The 20,543-nt window shown below is 39.2% G+C and carries 18 protein-coding genes; 11 read left to right on the top strand and 7 right to left on the bottom strand.

Features of this window, described 5'->3' with window-relative positions; all coding sequences use genetic code 11:
* Positions 1-108 precede the first annotated feature (108 nt).
* Positions 109-873, bottom strand: coding sequence for a peptidoglycan editing factor PgeF (gene pgeF, locus CD33_RS11145; RefSeq protein ID WP_036200845.1), 765 nt, complete (start codon positions 871-873; stop codon positions 109-111).
* Between the two features lie 322 nt (positions 874-1,195).
* On the bottom strand, positions 1,196-4,285 hold the full coding sequence (locus CD33_RS11135; protein ID WP_036200843.1) for an efflux RND transporter permease subunit: 3,090 nt from the start codon (positions 4,283-4,285) through the stop codon (positions 1,196-1,198).
* A gap of 119 nt (positions 4,286-4,404) precedes the next feature.
* Between CD33_RS11135 and CD33_RS11130 the strand changes: the two genes are divergently transcribed.
* A complete protein-coding gene (locus CD33_RS11130; protein ID WP_052130179.1) occupies positions 4,405-5,220 on the top strand; it encodes a TetR/AcrR family transcriptional regulator in 816 nt (271 codons plus the stop codon).
* Positions 5,221-5,258: 38 nt separating this feature from the next.
* Here the strand turns inward: CD33_RS11130 and bcaP are convergent, their stop codons facing one another.
* On the bottom strand, positions 5,259-6,644 hold the full coding sequence (gene bcaP, locus CD33_RS11125; RefSeq protein ID WP_036200841.1) for a branched-chain amino acid transporter BcaP: 1,386 nt from the start codon (positions 6,642-6,644) through the stop codon (positions 5,259-5,261).
* A 198-nt stretch (positions 6,645-6,842) separates the two neighbouring features.
* Between bcaP and tatC the strand changes: the two genes are divergently transcribed.
* The 3 genes from tatC to chrA all read left to right on the top strand — a co-directional run bounded on the left by tatC (position 6,843) and on the right by chrA (position 9,196).
* On the top strand, positions 6,843-7,601 hold the full coding sequence (gene tatC, locus CD33_RS11120) for a twin-arginine translocase subunit TatC (protein WP_036200840.1): 759 nt from the start codon (positions 6,843-6,845) through the stop codon (positions 7,599-7,601).
* 41 nt (positions 7,602-7,642) lie between these two features.
* Positions 7,643-7,849 (top strand): twin-arginine translocase TatA/TatE family subunit, encoded by a 207-nt coding sequence (tatA, locus tag CD33_RS11115; RefSeq protein WP_036200839.1) that lies wholly within the window; start codon positions 7,643-7,645, stop codon positions 7,847-7,849.
* A 174-nt stretch (positions 7,850-8,023) separates the two neighbouring features.
* Positions 8,024-9,196, top strand: a complete 1,173-nt coding sequence (gene chrA / locus CD33_RS11110; RefSeq protein WP_036200838.1) for a chromate efflux transporter — start codon at positions 8,024-8,026, stop codon at positions 9,194-9,196.
* Positions 9,197-9,246: 50 nt separating this feature from the next.
* Here chrA and CD33_RS11105 read toward each other — a convergent pair whose 3' ends face one another.
* The 3 genes from CD33_RS11105 to psiE form a co-directional block, all read right to left on the bottom strand.
* Positions 9,247-10,374, bottom strand: coding sequence for a M20 metallopeptidase family protein (locus CD33_RS11105; protein ID WP_036200836.1), 1,128 nt, complete (start codon positions 10,372-10,374; stop codon positions 9,247-9,249).
* Positions 10,375-10,590: 216 nt separating this feature from the next.
* Complete coding sequence (locus CD33_RS11100) at positions 10,591-11,844, bottom strand: DUF8189 domain-containing protein (RefSeq protein WP_036200835.1); 1,254 nt, start codon at positions 11,842-11,844, stop codon at positions 10,591-10,593.
* Between the two features lie 143 nt (positions 11,845-11,987).
* Entirely contained in the window at positions 11,988-12,431 is a 444-nt protein-coding gene (psiE, locus tag CD33_RS11095; protein WP_036200834.1) for a phosphate-starvation-inducible protein PsiE, read from the bottom strand.
* 172 nt (positions 12,432-12,603) lie between these two features.
* Between psiE and CD33_RS11090 the strand changes: the two genes are divergently transcribed.
* The 7 genes from CD33_RS11090 to CD33_RS11060 all read left to right on the top strand — a co-directional run bounded on the left by CD33_RS11090 (position 12,604) and on the right by CD33_RS11060 (position 19,484).
* Complete coding sequence (locus CD33_RS11090) at positions 12,604-13,848, top strand: ATP-binding protein (protein WP_036200833.1); 1,245 nt, start codon at positions 12,604-12,606, stop codon at positions 13,846-13,848.
* A 21-nt stretch (positions 13,849-13,869) separates the two neighbouring features.
* Entirely contained in the window at positions 13,870-14,550 is a 681-nt protein-coding gene (locus CD33_RS11085) for a YdeI/OmpD-associated family protein (protein WP_036200831.1), read from the top strand.
* A 297-nt stretch (positions 14,551-14,847) separates the two neighbouring features.
* Positions 14,848-16,059 (top strand): ABC transporter substrate-binding protein, encoded by a 1,212-nt coding sequence (locus tag CD33_RS11080; RefSeq protein ID WP_036200829.1) that lies wholly within the window; start codon positions 14,848-14,850, stop codon positions 16,057-16,059.
* Between the two features lie 115 nt (positions 16,060-16,174).
* On the top strand, positions 16,175-17,050 hold the full coding sequence (locus CD33_RS11075) for a branched-chain amino acid ABC transporter permease (RefSeq protein ID WP_036200827.1): 876 nt from the start codon (positions 16,175-16,177) through the stop codon (positions 17,048-17,050).
* 12 nt (positions 17,051-17,062) lie between these two features.
* Positions 17,063-18,001: a branched-chain amino acid ABC transporter permease gene (locus CD33_RS11070; protein ID WP_036200825.1), complete on the top strand. Its 939-nt coding sequence runs from the start codon at positions 17,063-17,065 to the stop codon at positions 17,999-18,001.
* Positions 17,998-18,777, top strand: a complete 780-nt coding sequence (locus CD33_RS11065; protein WP_036200822.1) for an ABC transporter ATP-binding protein — start codon at positions 17,998-18,000, stop codon at positions 18,775-18,777. Before CD33_RS11070 ends, CD33_RS11065 begins: the two co-directional genes overlap by 4 nt.
* The gene (locus tag CD33_RS11060; RefSeq protein WP_036200820.1) at positions 18,777-19,484 is read left to right on the top strand and encodes an ABC transporter ATP-binding protein; all 708 of its coding nucleotides are present in this window, start codon (positions 18,777-18,779) and stop codon (positions 19,482-19,484) included. The genes CD33_RS11065 and CD33_RS11060 overlap by 1 nt, the downstream gene beginning before the upstream one ends.
* A 262-nt stretch (positions 19,485-19,746) precedes the next feature.
* Here the strand turns inward: CD33_RS11060 and rluF are convergent, their stop codons facing one another.
* Positions 19,747-20,451 carry a 23S rRNA pseudouridine(2604) synthase RluF gene (gene rluF / locus CD33_RS11055; RefSeq protein ID WP_036200817.1) on the bottom strand — a complete coding sequence of 235 codons (705 nt, stop codon included), beginning with the start codon at positions 20,449-20,451 and terminating at the stop codon, positions 19,747-19,749.
* Positions 20,452-20,543: the final 92 nt, after the last annotated feature.

The raw sequence follows: 20,543 nt of genomic DNA, 5'->3' as shown, positions 1-20,543 counted from the left end.
TTTTAATATGTTTGCTAAAGCACTCTATGAATTGCAGGGTTAGAAAATAATAAAAAGTTAAATAAAAACATGAACTCGAGTAAACGTCCGAATTCATGCTTGTTCATTTTATTGTTGTTTTCTCATAATAAAACTCAAATGTCTGCCGCTATTTTTGTCTTGTCGATATGAGAACCCTTCTTCGCTTTTGAAAGTACACATTTGTTCAATCAAGATATTTTCTGGTGGAATCCCCGCCGACTCGCATTGTTTCTTAACTGTAAGTTGATTATCGATGTGATATTTATTTGTCTCTTCATTAAAGTACATAAATTCACTTGCATACCCAAGTGAATCAAATTTTTCGTAAACATCTGCATCTACTTCGAATTTCTCTTGGCTAAGAGCAGGCCCCAGAATAACTTTAATATCTTTGGGGTCACTTTGGTTGTCATTTATAATTTGCTGGAATACCTTTAAGGTGATTTCCTTGACCGTACCTTGCCATCCTGAATGAATGACGCCACAAAGACCGTTTGCATCATTATAGAATATTACAGGTACACAATCCGCAGTAAACGTACAAAGTAATGTATCAGGTTCGAAGGTGTAAAGTGCATCTGTGTTAGCAATTGCATCAACAGTGCTTTGAGCTCCCCGCCCTTTATCGGCAAATGTCACCTGATGAACATTTGCACTATGTGTTTGGTTTGCGCAGACAAAATCTTGAATTCCACAATTTAATGTGGAGGCAAGTTTTAGACGGTTTTCAATGATGTGAAGTGGATCTTCACATACATGTAATGCCATATTATTCTGTTCAGGATTTCCATTGTCTTTCAATGTTGTTCCTGCGATAAACCGATCACTATCCAAATAAATTTTTAAGCTCATTCCATCACCCCTTATAATCATATTATACATATATCTTGTAAATCAAAAAAACAGAATACTATATTAAGAAAATGTTTCATGTGAAACGAAGGATTGCAAAACCTCATTATTTTCTTGGCTGGTCTAATCATTTCAATTAAGCCGAATATGAATTCAACGCAAAAAGGAAGGTGCTCATAGCAAGCACCTTCCGCATTTCTGTGTCCAGCTGCAGGTGCTAGCTCCTGGCGCAACTTCGAAATCGCCTGCAAGGACAAAGAGCGTCCTTTGGTCGATTTCTCCAGTTGCTGTCGGAGCTGGGCGAGCACCTTTCGCATTTCGTTTAGTCTTCTTCGATATCTTTACGATTTTTCTTTAACATTTTAGAAAGTAGTTCGTAAACGATCGGAACAATTACTAAAGTTAAAAGTGTTGAACTTAATAAACCGCCTATTACAGTAATTGCTAGATCAGCGGACATTAGACCGCCGCCGCCTCCAATGCCGAGAGCCATTGGCATCATTGCACCGATTGTTGCAATAGCTGTCATCAAGATTGGGCGCAAACGAGTGGCACCAGCTTCCAGAATCGCTTCACGCATTGACATACCATCGCGTTCCATGTGGATAATACGGTCAACTAATACAATGGCGTTTGTTACAACGATACCAATCAACATTAAAAGACCCATCATAACTTGGACGGATATTGTATGATTTGTTACGAATAAACCGATGAACGCCCCGATTACTGTAAACGGTAATGAGAATAGAATAGCAAATGGCGCTAATCCTTCACCGAATGTAACAACAAGGATGAAGTAAACGATTAGGATTGCTGCAATCATCGCAACGCCTAATTGAGTGAATGTCTCAGCCATATCTGCCGCAACACCCGCAACACCGCTAGTTACACCCTTTGGTAAATCAAGATCTTGAATTTTTTCATCTGCTTCTCCAGTTGCTGCAGAAATATCATCACCAATGATTGTTCCTGAAACTGTAGCATAATATTCGCCAGCAGAACGAGATAGAGTATTCAAGGTAGTGCCTTTTTCTACTTCAACTAATTCAGACAATGGCATCGTCGTGCCAACGGCTGTAGGAATTTGAGTGTTCAACAAATCATCCAAAGTTTCCGGTGCTGCTTTTGCTTCACGCTGGATGATCACTTCGATTTCATTTCCATCATTTTGAACAGTTGTTAATACTTCATCAGATCCCGTACTTGAAAGAGCTCCTACTATTTGGGCGGTTGTTAGGCCATATTGAAGGACGTGTTCTTGGGATACTGTGAAGACATTCTCAACATATGGATCTTCTGCATCCGATGTAATATCTTCCAGGCCTTCAACATCACCTAGAGCTCCTTCTACTTGGTCTACAGCTGTCATTAAATCATCTAAATCTTCACTGTATAGTGTGTAGCTTACTTCATTTGATGACATTGACATCGAAGTGAAGTTTTGTGATTTCCATTCGCCGGATTGACCGATGTTAAATACATATTCTTCAATTTCTTCTCTTACTTCTGGGAAGTTCTTCATATCTGGGTCAAAGATTAGGTACATTAACGCACCGCCTCCGCCACCCATCATCATTGCTGATGGATCAGTGTTAGATGAATCTGTGATCGATAATTGAAGGACATCGATATCTTTGCGTTTCATTAACTCTTGTTCTACTTCTTCAATATTTGCTTCAGTATCTTCTGCTAATTCGCCGGCTTTAGGCGTGTAAGTTAAATACATAACTTTCTCTTCTGCAGAACCCATGAAACTGAATCCGATCAATGGAGTCAGTGCGAGTGAACCAACTAGGATGACAATTGCAATAATTGAAGTAATCCATTTATGATTAAGTGATTTTTCTAGAACACCTTTATACCATAATGCAAGTTTACCCACTTCTTTATGGGCTTTCCCGGATTTCTCGCCATAAAGCTTTTTACGGAACAAGAAGTGAGAAAGTGCTGGTACGATTGTGATCGCAACAAGCAAGGATGCACCTAATGCAAAGGCCATAGTTAAAGCAAACGGCATGAATAGCTCGCCAACCATTCCGCCAACAAATAGAAGTGGTGCAAATACTGCAACCGTTACTAATGTGGAAGAAAGGATGGGTTTAAACATTTCAATTGTGGCTTCACGAATTAACGCACGGCCGCGAAGTTTTTCTTCTTTTAAGTGCATACGTCGGTAAATGTTTTCAACCACTACGATGGAATCATCGATAACACGGCCAATCGCAACTGTGATCGCACCTAAGGTCATGATGTTTAAAGTAATATCTAGCCAGTTCAATAACAATAGAGCCATAAAAATGGAAACCGGAATAGAAATTATCGAAATAATAGTAGATTTAAAGTCTCGTAAGAATAACAAGATAATTAATACAGCAATTAAACCACCAAATACTGCTTTTTCTACCATGGAGAAAACAGAATCTTCGATTGGTTTGCCTTGGTCTAGCGATATATCAACAACTAAGCCATTAATATTTGCTTCTTCTTCATCGATCAAGTCCTTCACTGCATTTACGACAGTTACAGTGTTGGCCTCTTGCCCTTTGACAATCTGGATGGCAATTGCATCCTTTCCGTTGGTACGTGAAACGGATTGAACTTTACCGACCGTTTCGATCGTCGCAAGATCACCAAGTTTAACAAACGGTGATGGGTTTTCAGCTGTTGGTGTTACAGGGATAAGCACTTCTTTCAACTGATCTACTGTTTGAATATCCCCATCAACAGAGATTGCTTCTTCCCCTTCAACAAACTCGTAAAGACCCAGTGATAAGGCCATATCACTAGCTTGAACCATTTGCTTCACTGTATCTTCTGTAAGTCCAAGTGAAGCCATTTTTTCATCATTAAATGTAAACTCTACTTCTTCAATGTGTTGCCCTGTAATCGTAGCAGAAGCAACACCGTCGATTTTTTCAATTTTAGGAAGTAAAATATCCTCAACTGTTGACGTTAGATCAACAATATCTTCTTTCGTACTACTAACTGATAGTGCAACAACCGGCATCATATTCATGCTGATTGCCATAATTGTAGGTGTTTCTACTTCTTCGGGTAAAGTTACGCCATCAAGCGCGGATTCTAGTTGACGCTTTTTCTCATCCATATCAACGCCATAATCATACTCCACCTGAATTTGAGAGACGTTTGATGATGAACTCGAGTAAACCGCTTTAACATCTTCTAACCCCTCAACTGCTTTTTCCATCGGTATGGATAATTCGTCCATAACCTGTTCTGGAGTGGCACCTGGATAAACGCCCATAACAATAAGATAAGGAATTGAAATGTCGGGGATGGATTCCATTTTCATTCTTGAAGCAGAATAAATCCCTGATACAGTAATGATTATTGTTAGTAACCATACAGCTAGTTTATTCTTCAGTACAAAATTTACTAGACCTTTCACTTTTACACCTGCCCTTAAAAATTTGACTCTTATTTTACATTTATTTATACTAATGACTAATTGGTCAGTTGTCAAATGAAAGAGTAGGGGTGTTTTAAATGGTTAAGAGGCAACTCATTATGGAAAAGTCATTAGAATTGTTTGCTGAGAATGGGTTTGAATCGACATCGGTGCAACAAATAACAGAGCGGTGTGGGATATCAAAAGGAGCCTTTTATTTATATTTCAAATCGAAAGAAGAACTTATTCATAGTTTGATTGACCAGTTTATGACTGGTATTCTCAAGGAACTTGAACAGGTGGTCAGTGATGACCAACCAAAAGATGAGCTGTTGTATAACTTTATCTATACTTCGTTGGGCGAACTGCAACAACAATCGAATTATGCTAAATTCTTTTTGACAGAACAAGTACTGACCTTTAATAAAGATCTCTTTCAAAGAATGCAGAATTACATGAATATGTTCAATAGCATTATCTTTTCCATAGTGAAAAGACAGTTTGATCAAGCCAATCCTAATATGTATCTCGACATAGTCTTTACCATTAACGGTTTAATCAAAAGTTACTCGGAATTATTGCTGATTGGCAACTATAAAGTTGATTTAAATCTGTTATGCAGATCGATTGTTGAAAAAGTGACGCTCATTGCTGAACAGGCAACGATTCAATTTGTTACGCCGGATTATTTGTCGCATATCAACCAAACTCCGACATATTCGAAAGAACAATTGAGTGAATTAATAACTACTATACAACAGGAGATCCAAGATGATGAACTTGTTGGAGAATCTTTACAATTATTAAAAGAACATTTACATGAGCCAAAGTTAAGTAGCGTTCTTATAGAAGGCTTGCTAAAAAATATTAAAGAAAACGAACAATGCAAGTGGTGTGCTTATCTTTATAAAAAATATTTGCACAAAGAAAAATAAAAAAAGTGAGTCCATTTTAAAAATGGCACTCACTTTTTTTAACGATTTAAATGACTATGTTTTCGTCCGTAGCTTAAGTAGAAAATTATTCCGACACAAATCCAAATACCACAAGCAATCCACGTTTGAATTGATAATTGTGTAATCAAAAATAAACAAGCGAAAAACGACATAATTGGCAGCACCGGGAATAACGGCACTTTAAATCCGCCAGAGGGGATTTCTTTGTGTCTTCTAAGGAAAATCACGCCGATGGAAACAATCATGAAGGCAAGTAATGTCCCCATATTAACCAATTCGGCAAGCTTACTTAGGGGAATCACACCGGCACAAATGGCTACAATGATTCCGAAAATCCAGGTATTTATAACTGGAGTTTGGTTTTTAGCATTAACTTTGAATAAAACCTTTGGAAGTAGTCCATCGCGCGCGATAGCAAAAATAAGTCGGGAACCTCCATATAACATGACAAGAATGACAGTCATCATCCCTGTCACTGCTCCTAATGAAATGACTCCTGCGATCCAATCTTGGCCTACTAGCTGGATGACATAGCTCACTGGATTACCAACATTCAAATCGGTATAAGGAGCAATGCCAGTCATAACAAGTGAAATTGTGATATAAAGTAACGAACAGAAAAGTAGTGAGCCGATAATGCCAATTGGCAGGTTTCTCTTGGGATTTTTCACTTCCTCAGCTGCGGAAGAGACCGCATCAAATCCAAGAAAAGCAAAGAATACCAAAGCGGCGCCAGCCAATACGCCATCAAAACCAAATGGCATGAATGGCTGCCAATTATCAGGCTTCACATAAAATACACCCACGACGATAAAGAGAAGAATGACTCCAACTTTAACAAAAACCATAATCTTATTAATTTTTGCGGACTCCTGCATGCCGCGTGAGAGTAAATATGATATAGCCAACACGATCAAGACAGCAGGTAAGTTAATATAGGTCCCGTTTGCAGGATTGAATGGTCCAGACAAACTTTGAGGAATCGTAATATTAAGTCCCTCTAATAATGAGATTAAATAAGATGACCAACCAGTCGCAACTGAAGCGGCAGCCAAACCATATTCCAATACGAGTGCCCAACCAACAAGCCATGCAATGAATTCGCCGAATACGATATAGCCGTATGTATATGCACTACCGGTAACGGGGATGGCAGTGGAGAACTCAGAATAACACATACCTGCTAGAGCACAGACAATTGCAGCGATGATGAAAGAAAAGACAATCGCGGGCCCGGAATGTGTTGCAGCAACTGTTCCCGGCAGAATGAAAATCCCGGTGCCAACAATCGCCCCTACGCCGAGCATGATTAAATCAAATGCCCCTAACGTTTGTTTAAGTTGAACGCTCCCTTTCCCTTTTAGTAAATCGCCAACTTGTTTTTTTCTAAATAAATTCGACAAAATTAACACCTATTCTTTTTGAATTATGAGAGAAATATTACTATGATTCCGTAGTTCGGTCAAATCTTTATTAAATATTTTGACGAAATCGCTCGAAATTATATATATATTATAACAATTTATTTGGGAATAACTTTTGAATTTCTGCAAACAATATAGAAAATATAAAAGGGCTTATTAGAAACTAGGGTGATAAATGTGAATCATGAGAATGAATTAACGCTCGTTGAACATTTGGAGGAATTAAGGAAAAGAGTAATTATTGTAGCTGTAACTTTAGTTGTGTCGCTCCTAATTGGATTTTGGTTTGCACCAAAAACATTGAATCTTATTAAGGATCAACCCTCAGCCCAAGGGGTTGACTGGAATCTATTCGGTTATACAGATGGGTTGATGATTTATGTGAAATGTGCACTAATTTTGGCAATTTTGATTACATTGCCCATCGCTCTTTGGCAGATCTGGTTATTTGTGAAACCGGGACTTAATGAGAGGGAAGCAAAAGGGACCATATTTTACATTCCTATATCATTTTTCTTGTTTTTATTAGGCATAAGCTTCAGCTATTTTATTCTATTCCCTTTAATGCTTAATTTTTTATCGAATGTGAATATCTCAATTGGTGCTGTCGAAACCTACGGAATTCAGCAATATTTCTCATTGCTTTTTAACTTGACGATTCCTGTGGGGCTTGTTTTTGAGCTGCCGGTAGTTATTCTATTTTTAACAAGCATCGGGGTTGTCACACCAGATCGATTACGTAAGATGCGTAAAGTTGCCTATTTTATTTTGATTGTTGTAGGGGTGTCAATTTCTCCACCTGATTTTATTTCTGATTTTGTCATCATTGTGCCGCTATTATTGCTATTTGAAATCAGTATCAGCGTATCCAGCTGGGGTGAAAAAAGGAGAAGAGAACAGCTTGCCCCCGATAGTAGTGGAGGGGAAGTAGTTTAGCATCTTTTCTTTATTGAGAGAATTAAAGGAGGCTATTTTTCATGGCAAGTATTGGTGTACCTGGGTTGATCATTATTCTAGTGTTGGCATTGATTATTTTTGGACCTTCAAAACTCCCGCAACTCGGCCGAGCGGTGGGGGATACGTTAAGAGAATTTAAAACCTCGACCAAAGGTGTAATGGATGATGCAACAGATGAGCTGAAAATCGAAGAAGGAACCGACGTAGAGAAAGTTAAAAAAGTGTAGATTTTTAATTAGGAAGAGAAGTCATTGCTCATGATTTCTCTTTTTTTATATCAATCAACCTCGAATTATTATCTTTGTATAATTTAAAGTTTTGTAAAGAAATCTTCTGTGAGCTGTATGCTTATCCCTCCTTTGATAAGATGTTAGGAAAAAGGGAAAAAGGAATATTAATAAATGAGTTTAAAATCTTTGATTGAAATCCTGAAAGTATCAACCCGCTTAGGCCTTACATCTTTTGGTGGACCAACAGCACATTTAGGCTACTTTCATGAAGAATATATTCTCCGGAAAAAGTGGCTGGACGAGAAAACCTATGCCGACCTGGTTGCTTTATGTCAGTTCTTACCTGGCCCTGCCAGTAGTCAAGTAGGAATAGGTATTGGTGTAATGAGAGGCGGTATTCTAGGTGGCATTATCTCGTTCCTGGGTTTTACCATGCCTTCTGTTATCGCATTGATCATATTCGCATTGCTAGTTCAAGGTTTGGACGTTGCCGATGCCGGTTGGATTCATGGACTAAAAATTGTGGCTGTTGCGGTAGTAGCACACGCCATTTTAGGAATGGCAAAGAATTTAACGCCGGATTTATCTCGAAAAGCGCTTGCTATCTTGGCAATAGCCGTCGTCCTTTTATGGAAAACCACTTTTGCTCAAGTAGGGATCATCTTATTGGCGGGTGTAGTGGGATACTTCCTTTTTAAGCAAAACAATGAGGAAGAAACTTCTGGTCTTTCCTTTCCCATTACGAAGAAGGTTGGTGTCTTCTGCATCACGCTATTTTTTGGACTATTAATTGTTCTTCCGGTGCTAAGGGAAATTACATCTTCTCGTTTAGTAGCGATGTTCGATAGTTTTTATCGTGCAGGATCTCTCGTATTTGGGGGCGGACATGTCGTGTTGCCGTTACTCGAGCGCGAGTTTGTAACGACAGGGTTGATTAGTGAAGAGTCCTTTTTGGCAGGATACGGAGCAACACAAGCAGTACCGGGTCCAATGTTTACCTTTGCTGCGTATATTGGAACCATTATGGATGGATGGCTAGGAGGTCTTCTAGCAACAGTTGCCATTTTTTTACCTGCATTTTTACTTGTATTTGGAACGTTGCCATTTTGGAACGCTTTACGTAAAAATGGAAAAATGAAAGGGGCCTTCATGGGAATGAATGCAGCTGTGGTAGGAATTTTGATTTCAGCTCTTTATGATCCCATTTTTACTTCCGCCGTTGTAAAACCGGTTGACTTTGTATTTGCCGTTGTTCTATTTAGTATGCTAGCGTACTGGAGGGTTGCCCCTTGGATTGTTGTCATTTTAGGTGTGGTCGGAGGAGTAATTTTATCGCTTTTATAAAAGATTCGTTTCAAAGGAAAGTCTTCCTTAGAAACGAATCTTTTTTTGCCCTAATGTTTCATACCAGCAATCCCCTTATATACTTCAACAACAGTTTCAATTATATCGTCCGGGAAATCGTATTCGAGTGTATGAATTCCAGGATGATTTTCTCCACTGCCAACATAGAAATAAGAGCCCTTTACTTGTTTTAAATACTCTCCAAAATCTTCGGAGGCTCGATAAGGCGTAGGGAGTTCCTGCCATGCCAAACCTTTTTCGCGGCAAACCTCTCTCACGACATCTGAACATTCTTTTGTGTTAACTGTCTCCGGGAATATATCGTTGTACTTGAAGCTTACGTGGATGCCGTATTGTTTACCGAGCTGCATGCTTAAGTTTTCAAGATTTTTTTGCAATTGATCTAGTTCCGCTTCTCTTTCTGCCCGAATAGTCATTTTCAAAGCACCCTTATGGGCAGCGATGCCATAGTTTTCAGAGCCAACATCGATTTGGATTACTGTGCAAAGGACGAGGCCATCATTCGTCTCTGGGGAAGTGAATGAAGGTATGGCGTCAATAACTTTTGCTATTGCATATGAAGGGTTGACACCTTTTTCCGGCTCACTTGCATGGGAAGGGTAGCCGACCATTTCAATGGACATACCACGAGATGCAAAGTGGGCAGTACCATCAATGACACTGACTGTTTTCATCGGAATACCGGGCATATTATGGAATCCGTATATTTCGTCGATCTTTTCCTTATAAAGAATCTCTTTTGCCTCAATTGCGCCCTGTGCAGTTTCTTCCGCGTGTTGGAAGAGGAAGAAGATATTATGATCCGCCCCCTTTTGGTCCACCTCCAGAGCAAAACCTGCTAATGAGGAGGAATGGCCATCATGCCCACATTTATGTGCAATGCCGGAAATAGTTGATCCCCAAGGAAGGCTGATTGTCTCCGGGATAGGAAGCGCATCAAAATCCGCGCGAAAAGCAATACCTTTTTTCCCTGCTCCAGCTCGGTAAGCTGCGTAAAAATATTTTTTTCCTTCATCTATTATTTCAAGATTGTTTGTATGTTCTTTCAGGAAGTTAATCAGCCGTTGTCTCGTCCAAACTTCTTCATAGGATAGTTCTGGATGTGTATGTAATTCGTGTCTTAAGGCGATTGCCAATTGTAGATTTTTCTTTTCCATTTAAATTCTCTCCTTTTTGGAAGGTTGAGGCGCTAAGAATGATTAGAGCAGTCAAAATTTCCGATTATTGGGCTTGAATTGCATTTGTGGAAAATTTAGAAAATTTAATCACCTAACATCTATTATAGTTCCATAGCAGTATAGTTTACATTAGTAAAAATAAAAAATAAGGGAGAAACGTGTAGCCAGGTCCCACTGGCTACGCGTTTTAAATTATCATCGCCCTTGATACGTATGGACCAAATCGTTGTTTTGCCCTCTAGCAAAGACATCTGTACGATTAGGGCCCCAAGAGACAGCTGCAGGAGCACTTGTCAAGTTGCCCCCTATGGACTCCCAACTGTCCCATCTCGATCCATTCCAGGAACGCTTATATAAACGGTTTCCAGTTCCTCTTACAAAGACATCAAGATGATTCGCACGACGTGATGAAACGGTTGGAGCACTTGTCAGTGTACCACCCAGGCTTTCCCAGCCGCTCCAATTGTTATTGCTCCACCATTTGTGTATTAAATCATTGTTTTGCCCTCTGGCAAAGACATCTATGCGATTAGGCCCCCACGAAATGGATGCAGGTTCGGAGTTTAGGTTTCCGCCAAGGTCTTCCCACTCTTCCCAGCTCGCCCCGTTCCATGTTTTTTTATAAAGTCGGTTGCCAGACCCTCTTACAAAGACATCCAATTGGTTAGCTCGCCGGGAAGAAACACCAGGTCCACTTGTTAATGTACCGCCAAGGTTTTCCCAATCATTCCAACGACTGCCGTCCCACCATTTATGATAAAGTGCATTATCCGTTCCCCAAACGAATACATCTATGCGATTAGGCCCCCATGAAACGGCAGCTGGAGGAGCAGTCAAAACACCGCCGAGGTTTTCCCAGTTGCTCCAGCGACTACCGTCCCACCAAATATGGTAAAGTGCATTATCCGTTCCTCTAGCAAAGACATCTAAGCGGTTAGGACTCCACGATGAAACAGTGGGCGCGCCAATGATTGTGCCGCCGAGACTTTCCCAGTCAGCCCACCTTTGACCAGGTCCCGGGCTTGGAGTTGGTCCGGGTCCTGGTTGATTGTCACTAAGAATATTTAAGGTAATCTCAATTACTCTTGTTAAGATGCGATCAATGGTGCTTAATGGGATATTTAACGAACGGACAAAGAGGTTAAACCAAGGTGTTTCCCTCTGGAATTGTGTATAGATTTGGCTAGCAGACTGATTAATATTTGCTTGATTCCTTGTAAAATTCACGACATGGAAAAAGAATGTTTCGATCAATTGTCGATTTACACCCGCTTGTTCAAGCTGAGTGTACAGATTGCCATGCTGACTGCGAATCGTTTGCATAATCGTCTGAACACTTGGCCTTTGTTGTTGATTTCGCTGTACGTATTGATAAGGGACTGGATTATAAGGGATGTTTGGATTCATTGGGACATATTGCACGTAATAATATGGATTTCCATTATACATGGTTTTTTAAATCCTCCGTTTTTCCAATAGTGTATGCACTAAAAGAAAAATTTGGGAACAGGGGATTTTTGGTTTATAGCGATTGTCCTGACGGGTAAACTTAGAATGCATTGGGAGAAGGCGGAATTACTAAAATACCGCATTTAGTCATTTTCTCTAAAAAACCGGGAACGTTTGGGTCTTTCCAGAGGCGTAATATTAATAATGAAATAACAAATGATTAAAATTAAAATAACGAGCGAAAAGAGTAATGTATCGAGGGGATGCTCATGGTCTACAATTATCAATCGCACCATGGCGGTAATACCGATATACAGAAAGTAACGTAGGGGGAAATGATAATCGTCTTTAAAATATTTTGCAATCATCGTTATAAATTCAAAATATAGGAAAAAGAGAAGTATATTGGCGAGAATAAGCGTATAATCGGTACTATTCCCTAATAATAGTATCTTGAAAAATTCCAATATTTCTTTAAGCAGGAGAAATGATAGAATGAGAGCCAACATAATTAGGCAACTATTCAAGAACCACTGTAGAACTATGGGGAATAACTTAATGGATACCTTCCATTCCTCTTTTCTCATCGTAACAGTCCTCCTTTAAGTTTTTCACTAATGAATTTCATGATATGTAGGATGAGTCTTCAAGATGAGAGGGAAAAGGCATTTGTAGAAAATATTGTTAGAAGGTACAATTAATTGGGAATTTGAGAGATAGTTAGAGTAAGGATAAAAGAAGGGTCAGAGTAGGAAACTTATGGAGAAAATTGTAACAAAGTTGTACGCACAAAGATATTACATGATTATCTATCTATTGATCGTCATTATGATTTCGGGATTATTCTACAAGAATGCATTGTATGGGGAAGGTTCGGTTGGTTATTACCTCCATCTTGTATTTGTAGTTTTATTTTCCGCTTGTTTATTAATCTATCCAAAACATCGGTCAGGTATTCTTCGGTGGTTGATTGTGTTGATGGCGATTTTACTTTTCTATACATTATTTTTGGTATACCCCGAAACAGGGTCAACTATATTATTGATTTACTTTATACCCGCCATACCCATTATATTTTTTGATAAAAAGCTGTTTTATACTTCTATTATTTTGAACCCCGTACTGGTAATTGGTTCAATCCTTTATATTATTAGTAGCGGACAAAAGAGTCTTTACCCCAATGTGACGAGTGATACAGTGGGGAATATTATAACTTTTATCGGAAGTCAGGTATTCTTATATTTTATTTTTTACTTTACATCCGAACGGATAGCGAGAATGAAGCTATATTATGAACAAGTAAAACATGCTGAAAGATTGAAAACAACAGGAGAGCTGGCGGCGGCAGTGGCACATGAAATCCGTAACCCTTTAACGGTTGTAAAGGGTTATCTACAGCTTTACGAACAAGAGCATTCAATAAATAATTCTATGAAGCAGAGCTTGCCACTATTAATAGAAGAACTAGATAGTGCGGAACAGGTAATTTCCGAGTTGTTATCTCTCTCCCAGCCAGCCAAAAATCTCAAAACAGAAAGAGTGGATATACAAAAAGCGATTAACAGTGTGGCAGAATTACTTCAATCTTATGGTCTACTAAATAAAAATAGAATTGAGGTAGCAATTGAAGCAGGTAGTTATATTAATATAAATAAGATGGAGCTACATCAACTTTTAGTGAATATAGTGAAAAATGCAATAGAAGCCTCGAGTCCTGGAGGGAAGATAATCATAACAGCACAAAAAGAAAAGGATAATTTTGTTGAAATAAGGGTGCAGGATAGTGGAATCGGGATGTCGAAAGAGGAACTGGAATTAATAGGCAAACCCTTTTATTCCCTTAAAAATAAGGGAACTGGTTTGGGTGTCATGATCTGTAATAATATAGTAGAAAAGTATAACGGATCTATTCAGTATATGAGCTCCAAAGGAAAAGGGACCACCGTCGCCATCCGCTTCCCATCCATTACTTCATCCGCGGTGCGTAGCCGGGAGAAAGAATAACGACATATAGGAGGGAAAAAGTTGTCAAGTATTGTAGATAAGCTTAAGTTACAAAAATATAAAAAAGTTGCCCTGCTTCATATTCCGGATGGTACAGCCTATTTTGAAGAACTATCTGCATATGATACAAATTTAGGTGATAAGAAAATTTATGATTTAATTTTTGCGTTTGTATTGGATATGGACTCTTTGCAATCAATCGTACATGAAATTGTAGAGGGCAATTACTTGGAAGAGAAGGGCTATATTTATCTAGCATATCCAAAAAAGGGGAATAAGGTATATCCCACGTATATTCATCGTGATGAATTGCTTGCAGGTTTAGGTGCGCAAGAGGACGGTTATATCGGCGGCAGTACAATAAAATTTGCTCGCATGGTTGCCCTGGATGATGTTTTTACTGTAGTAGGGTTAAAGGAAGAGGCTAAACCGAAAAATACGAAATCTGCAAAAGCCAGTCAATGTGTGGATGACTATTTGGACATGATTCCCCAAATTGAAAAAGATCTGCACGATGTTCCAGACATTCTGGCTTTTTATCAATCGTTAACTTCTGGATATCGAAAGGATTGGGCACGTTATGTTTATAGTGCCAAACAAGAAGCAACGAGAGAAAAACGTCGGGGTGAAATGAAAACAATCCTGGACCAAGGTTACAAAAGCCGCAATTTATACCTCCAAAAAAATAAGACTTCAAACTGACTAATGAACTACTCAAAGTCAGTTTTTTCTTTGCAAAAAGTCGTGTGCAATGAATGCTTTTTATTATTAAAAGGCTTAAAAGAGCGTATTTTTACAAAAAATCTAAATTTACTAAAAAATCACACTAGACTAAATATAAAGAATGTTTTACAATCATAAAGTCAATTAGTTAAAGATAGATATATTTATAGATTCTAATTTCAGAATATTTAGATTAGCTATTGAATTTAGTTATTCTGAATATTATAATTACTAAAACTTAAGATTCTATGCAACAAAACTCGGGGGGAAAGAACAATGACAGAGAAAAAAACATTAAAGAGATTCGCGTCGGTATTCTTGGCATCATCATTAATCGTAGGAGCTCTAGCAGGTTGCAGTTCCAGTGAAGGGACAAAAACTGAAGGCGGAAGTTCTTCATCTAGTGAAAGTAGCGATGTGATCAAAATTGGTGCAAACCTTGAACTTTCAGGTGCTGTTGCATCCTATGGTTCATCGATCGCAAATGGTGCGGAATTGGCAATTGAAGAAATAAACGCTGCTGGCGGAATCGATGGAAAACAAATTGAATTAGTTAAAGTTGACAATAAATCAGAGAACGCTGAAGCTACAAATGCTGCTATTAAGCTAGCAACCCAAGACAAGGTTACGGCAATGATCGCCCCAGCAACTTCTGGGAACGCAATCGCTACAGCCCAAATTGCAAATCAATATAAAATCCCAACTGTCACTGCATCGGGAACGGCTCCAAATGTTACAGAAAATGAAGATGGCTCAATCAATGATTATGTGTTCCGTACATGCTTCATCGATCCATTCCAAGGGATTGTAGCAGCAAACTTTGCATCAAACGAACTTAGTGCAAAAAATGTAGCTATCTATGCAGATAATGCTTCAGATTACGCAAAAGGATTAGCGGCTTCGTTTAAAGAACAAATTGAAGCAAATGGTGGAACAGTGGTAGCGGAAGAAGCTTATGTAGCAGACGATACAGACTTTAAATCGACACTAACTCGCATTAAATCGGCAAATCCAAATTTCATCTTCATTCCAGGATACTATGAAGAAGTAGGGTTAATTGTTAAACAAGCACGTGAGTTGGGCATTGATGCACCTCTAATGGGGGCTGATGGTTGGGACTCGCCAACGCTGGTAGAACTGGCAGGTGCAGAGGCTCTAAATAACACGTTCATTACAAATCACTATTCATCCCAAGATCCTGAAGAAACAATTCAAGGATTCGTTGAAGCATTCAATGAAAAGTTCAGTGAGTCGCCAAATGCTTTCCATGCGTTAGGGTATGACACAGTTTACTACATCAAGGATGCAATTGAGCGTGCAGGTTCGACAGATGGAGAAGCAATTCAAAAAGCTTTGGCTGAAACAGAAAATTTAAGTTTAATTACAGGTACATTCTCAGTTGATGAAAAACACAACCCAGTTAAATCCGCAACAGTTCTAGAGTACGTAGACGGTAATCAGAAGTTCAACTCTAAAGTTAATCCGTAAGTTTTACGTTTAAACGAATTGAACAAATGAGGGGGGGCGAGTCTAGCCTCCCTTTTTACAATTATAAATCTAGTTTATCCAACTAGAGAATTGAAGAAAAAAGGAGTGTGAACTCATGGAATGGATCCAACAATTAGTAAATGGTATATCGCTTGGAAGCATTTATGCATTGATTGCACTGGGATATACGATGGTGTATGGAATCATCAAGCTGATCAACTTTGCACATGGTGACGTTTTTATGCTAGGGGCATTTATTGGCTTTTATGCAATTTCACGATGGGAAATTGGTTTTTTCCCCGCCTTGATCATTTCCATGGTGCTTTGTGCCATTATCGGGGTAATAATTGAACGCGTTGCTTATAAAAGGTTAAGGAGTGCCACACGTATTGCAGCTTTAATTACAGCGATTGGTGTTTCGCTATTGATTGAGTATACGGTAATATTCTTCCGTGGGGCTTCGCCTGAAGCATATCCTGAAGTTTTGCCAAAAAGTTCAATTAATATTTTGGGCGTAAATATAAGCTCGATATCAATACTAATTTTGGCCGTAACGATTGTTCTCATGATCTTGCTGCAATTTATTGTTCATAAAACGAAAATCGGAAAGGCGATGCGTGCGGTTTCTTTAGATGCGGACGCAGCAAGATTGATGGGAATCAACGTGGATAATACAATTTCCGCAACATTTGCAATCGGTTCCGCATTGGCGGGAGCAGCCGGTGTCATTTTCGGTGTTTATTATACAAGGATAGAACCATTGATGGGGGTTTTACCTGGCTTAAAGGCATTCATCGCGGCGGTATTTGGTGGTATTGGAAGTATACCGGGAGCAATGGTCGGAGGATTGTCTTTAGGATTAGTTGAAACCGTTGTAAGCGCACTTGGTTTCTCCTTGTGGAGAGATGCCGCGGCATTCGTAATTTTAATTCTAATCTTAATCTTGAAACCATCGGGTATATTCGGTAAAAATACTCGAGAGAAAGTGTAGGTGAGGTGGTAAATGAAAAAGTCTAAAGCCTTTTGGGTATTTTCTGTTTTAGCGCTAGTAATCTATGCAGTCGTTCAAGGGTTAATATCAGGTGGAATACTAGATTTATATTATCAAAACATTTTAGTGCAAATGTGTATCAACATCATGCTGGCCGTGAGTTTACATATCATTATTGGTATAACAGGGCAATTTTCAATCGGACATGCTGGCTTTATGGCGGTGGGGGCTTATTTTAGTGCCATTGCCACTATGAAATTGGGATTGCCGCTTCCTGTCGGCCTATTATTAGGAGCGGTTGTTGCCGCATTGGCTGGTTTACTGGTAGGAATTCCAACATTGCGATTAAAAGGGGACTATCTAGCAATCGCAACTCTGGGTTTTGCTGAAATTATTCGGATTATTTTCTTAAATGTGGACTATGTCGGCGGAGCTGCTGGTATGGTGGTCATGAATATGACGACATGGACTTATGCTTTTGCAGGGGTAGTTATTACAATCATCGTTATTTCCAACTTTACAAAATCTAGACATGGCCGCGGGGCGATCTCCATCCGTGAAGATGAAATTGCAGCAGATGCAATGGGTATAAATACGACTTATTACAAAGTTGTGGCCTTTACAATCGGTTCATTATTCGCAGGTCTTGCAGGTGCTATTTATGCACATAACTTTTTCATTATTCAACCGACTACATTCAACTTCTTAAAATCCTTTGATATTTTAATCTATGTTGTTTTAGGTGGTTTAGGAAGTCTTTCAGGTTCGGTTATTGCAGCAATCTTTTTAACTGTCGTATCTGCCTATTTAGCAAATTTCCCGGAGACACGCATGATTATTTACTCCCTTGTACTGATACTTGTCATGCTTTATCGTCCAACGGGATTGATGGGGACAAAAGAAATTACTTCATTATTTAAATTTGGCAAAAAGGGAGGTACTAAAATATGACAAGTAACCTTCTTATCAAAGCAGAAAATGTCGGCATCCAATTTGGAGGTTTAAAGGCCGTCCAAAATGTAAACCTGTACTTAAACCAAGGGGAACTGGTCGGTTTAATTGGCCCGAATGGTGCTGGTAAAACAACGACGTTTAATATGATAACGGGTGTTTACCAGCCCACTTTTGGGACTATTGCTTTTGATGGCAAAAACTTAAAAGGACTAAAACCGTATCAGGTGACAAAGCTTGGAATGAGCCGTACATTCCAGAACATTCGCTTATTCAAGGATCTGTCGGTTCTCGATAATGTAAAAGTGGCCAACCATAACATAGCAAAGCATTCAATTATTTCGTCAATTCTCCGTTTGCCAAGCCATTTCAGCGGGGAAGCCAAAATGGAGCAGGAATCGATCGAGTTTTTGAAGATTTTTGGTTTGGACGTATATAAAGATGAACTAGCAAAAAATCTGCCATATGGAATGCAGAGACGTTTGGAAATTGCCCGTGCGTTAGCTGCCAAACCGAAGTTATTATTACTTGACGAACCAGCTGCCGGAATGAATCCTCAAGAAACGCATGATTTGATGGAGTTAATTGCATTTATTCGTAAGGAATTTAACTTAACGATACTATTAATCGAACATGATATGCATTTGGTTATGGGAATTTGTGAACGTATTTACGTACTCGACCATGGTCAACTGATTGCGGATGGAACGCCAGAAGAAATCCGAAACAATCCGAAGGTAATTGAAGCGTATCTTGGTGAGGAGGTTGATGATTAATGCTAAAGGTAAATAACATCGATGTGTTTTATGGAAACATTCATGCATTAAAAGAGGTCTCCTTGGAAGTGAATGAAGGTGAAATTGTTACGCTAATTGGAGCAAATGGAGCTGGAAAATCAACGCTTCTAAAAACTTTATCCGGTTTGTTAAAACCAAAAAAAGGCGAAGTTTTGTACCAAACCCAGCAAATCGGCGGAAAACCTGCACAGGCGATAGTGAAAGTTGGCATCTCACACGTTCCGGAAGGTAGACGTGTATTCTCGACCATGTCAGTTGAGGAAAACTTGGAGCTTGGAGCGTATTTACGCACAGATCGTGAGGAAATTAAAAAGGACATAGCAAATGTTTATGGATTGTTCCCGATTTTAGGGGAACGTCGTAAACAGCCATCTGGTACTTTGTCGGGTGGGGAACAGCAAATGTTAGCGATGGGTAGGGCCCTTATGGCAAAACCAAAGCTCTTGCTGCTAGATGAGCCATCCATGGGATTGGCGCCATTAATCGTAAAGCAAATCTTTGAAATTATCAAAATGGTCAATGAAAAAGGAACGACCGTATTGCTTGTAGAGCAAAATGCGAATATGGCACTTTCTATCGCAAATCGTGCTTATGTAATCGAAACGGGGAAAATTGTTCTTTCTGGAACAGCAAAAGAGCTACAGGAAAGCGAACAAGTCAAAGCAGCCTATCTTGGCGGCCTATAAAAAAGGGGAAGCTATCATGGCTTCCCTTTTTATGCGCCTTGAATTGTAGGAACTTTAATGATGCGATTTTGTGCATACCTAAAGAACATTGAAATGGTGGTTCCTAGTCGTAAGGATATAGCATAAAAGCCGCAGGGCCAGTATTGCATGTCCTTCGTGACTTTTCTTTGGAACCAATGAAGTTTGCTCGGAAGGAGATTGACTTTGCCATTATTTCGACGTGGTAATGAATATCATCACCCGGTAATCAGAATAGCTCTAGTTAATTTTTCGGGTGGTACTTTAACAGAGTAAACAGCTCGTCCTTCTCTTTTGCCGTTAAGTCGCGCCATTGGCCTACTTTCAGGTTTCCGAGATGAATATTCATAATACGAATTCGCTGCAGTCTTTTGACGGAATAACCAAGAGCTGAACACATACGTCGGATTTGACGGTTCAACCCTTGCTCCAAAATGATCTTAAAAACGTGAGATGACACTTTTTCAACCCTGCAAGGTAAAGTCTTCGTATCCAAAATCTCTACACCTAGAGCCATGTTCTTTAAAAACTCATCAGTAATAGGATGGTCTACTTGAACAACATATTCTTTTTCATGATGATTTTCTGCACGCAGGATTTCATTAACAATATCCCCATCGTTTGTCAATAATAGTAGACCCTCGGATTCTTTATCAAGGCGCCCGATATGAAAGATTCTTTTGGAATGCCCAACAAAATCAACAACATTCCCTTTTATATGCTGTTCAGTTGTACTTGTTATGCCTACCGGTTTATTTAAAGCAATATAGACAAGTTCTTCCTCTCTCATAACTGGTTTGCCATCTACACAGACCACATCCCCCTCGTTCACTTGACTGCCGATGGAAGCAAGTTCGCCATTAATCGTGATTCGTCCTGCTTCAATCCATTTATCTGCCCCACGGCGCGATGTAACACCCGTTTCGCTCAAAAATTTATTAATTCTCATAAACTCTCCTATAATTTGTAGTAAATCAAGTATACAATATTCATTTTCATTGGCTCTACTATTGTAGACCATATATACCAGAAACATTCCTT

Origin of the sequence: Ureibacillus sinduriensis BLB-1 = JCM 15800, from assembly GCF_000772955.1 — a bacterium.
Taxonomy (GTDB): domain Bacteria; phylum Bacillota; class Bacilli; order Bacillales_A; family Planococcaceae; genus Ureibacillus; species Ureibacillus sinduriensis.
This window is presented reverse-complemented; position numbering and strand designations above follow the sequence as displayed.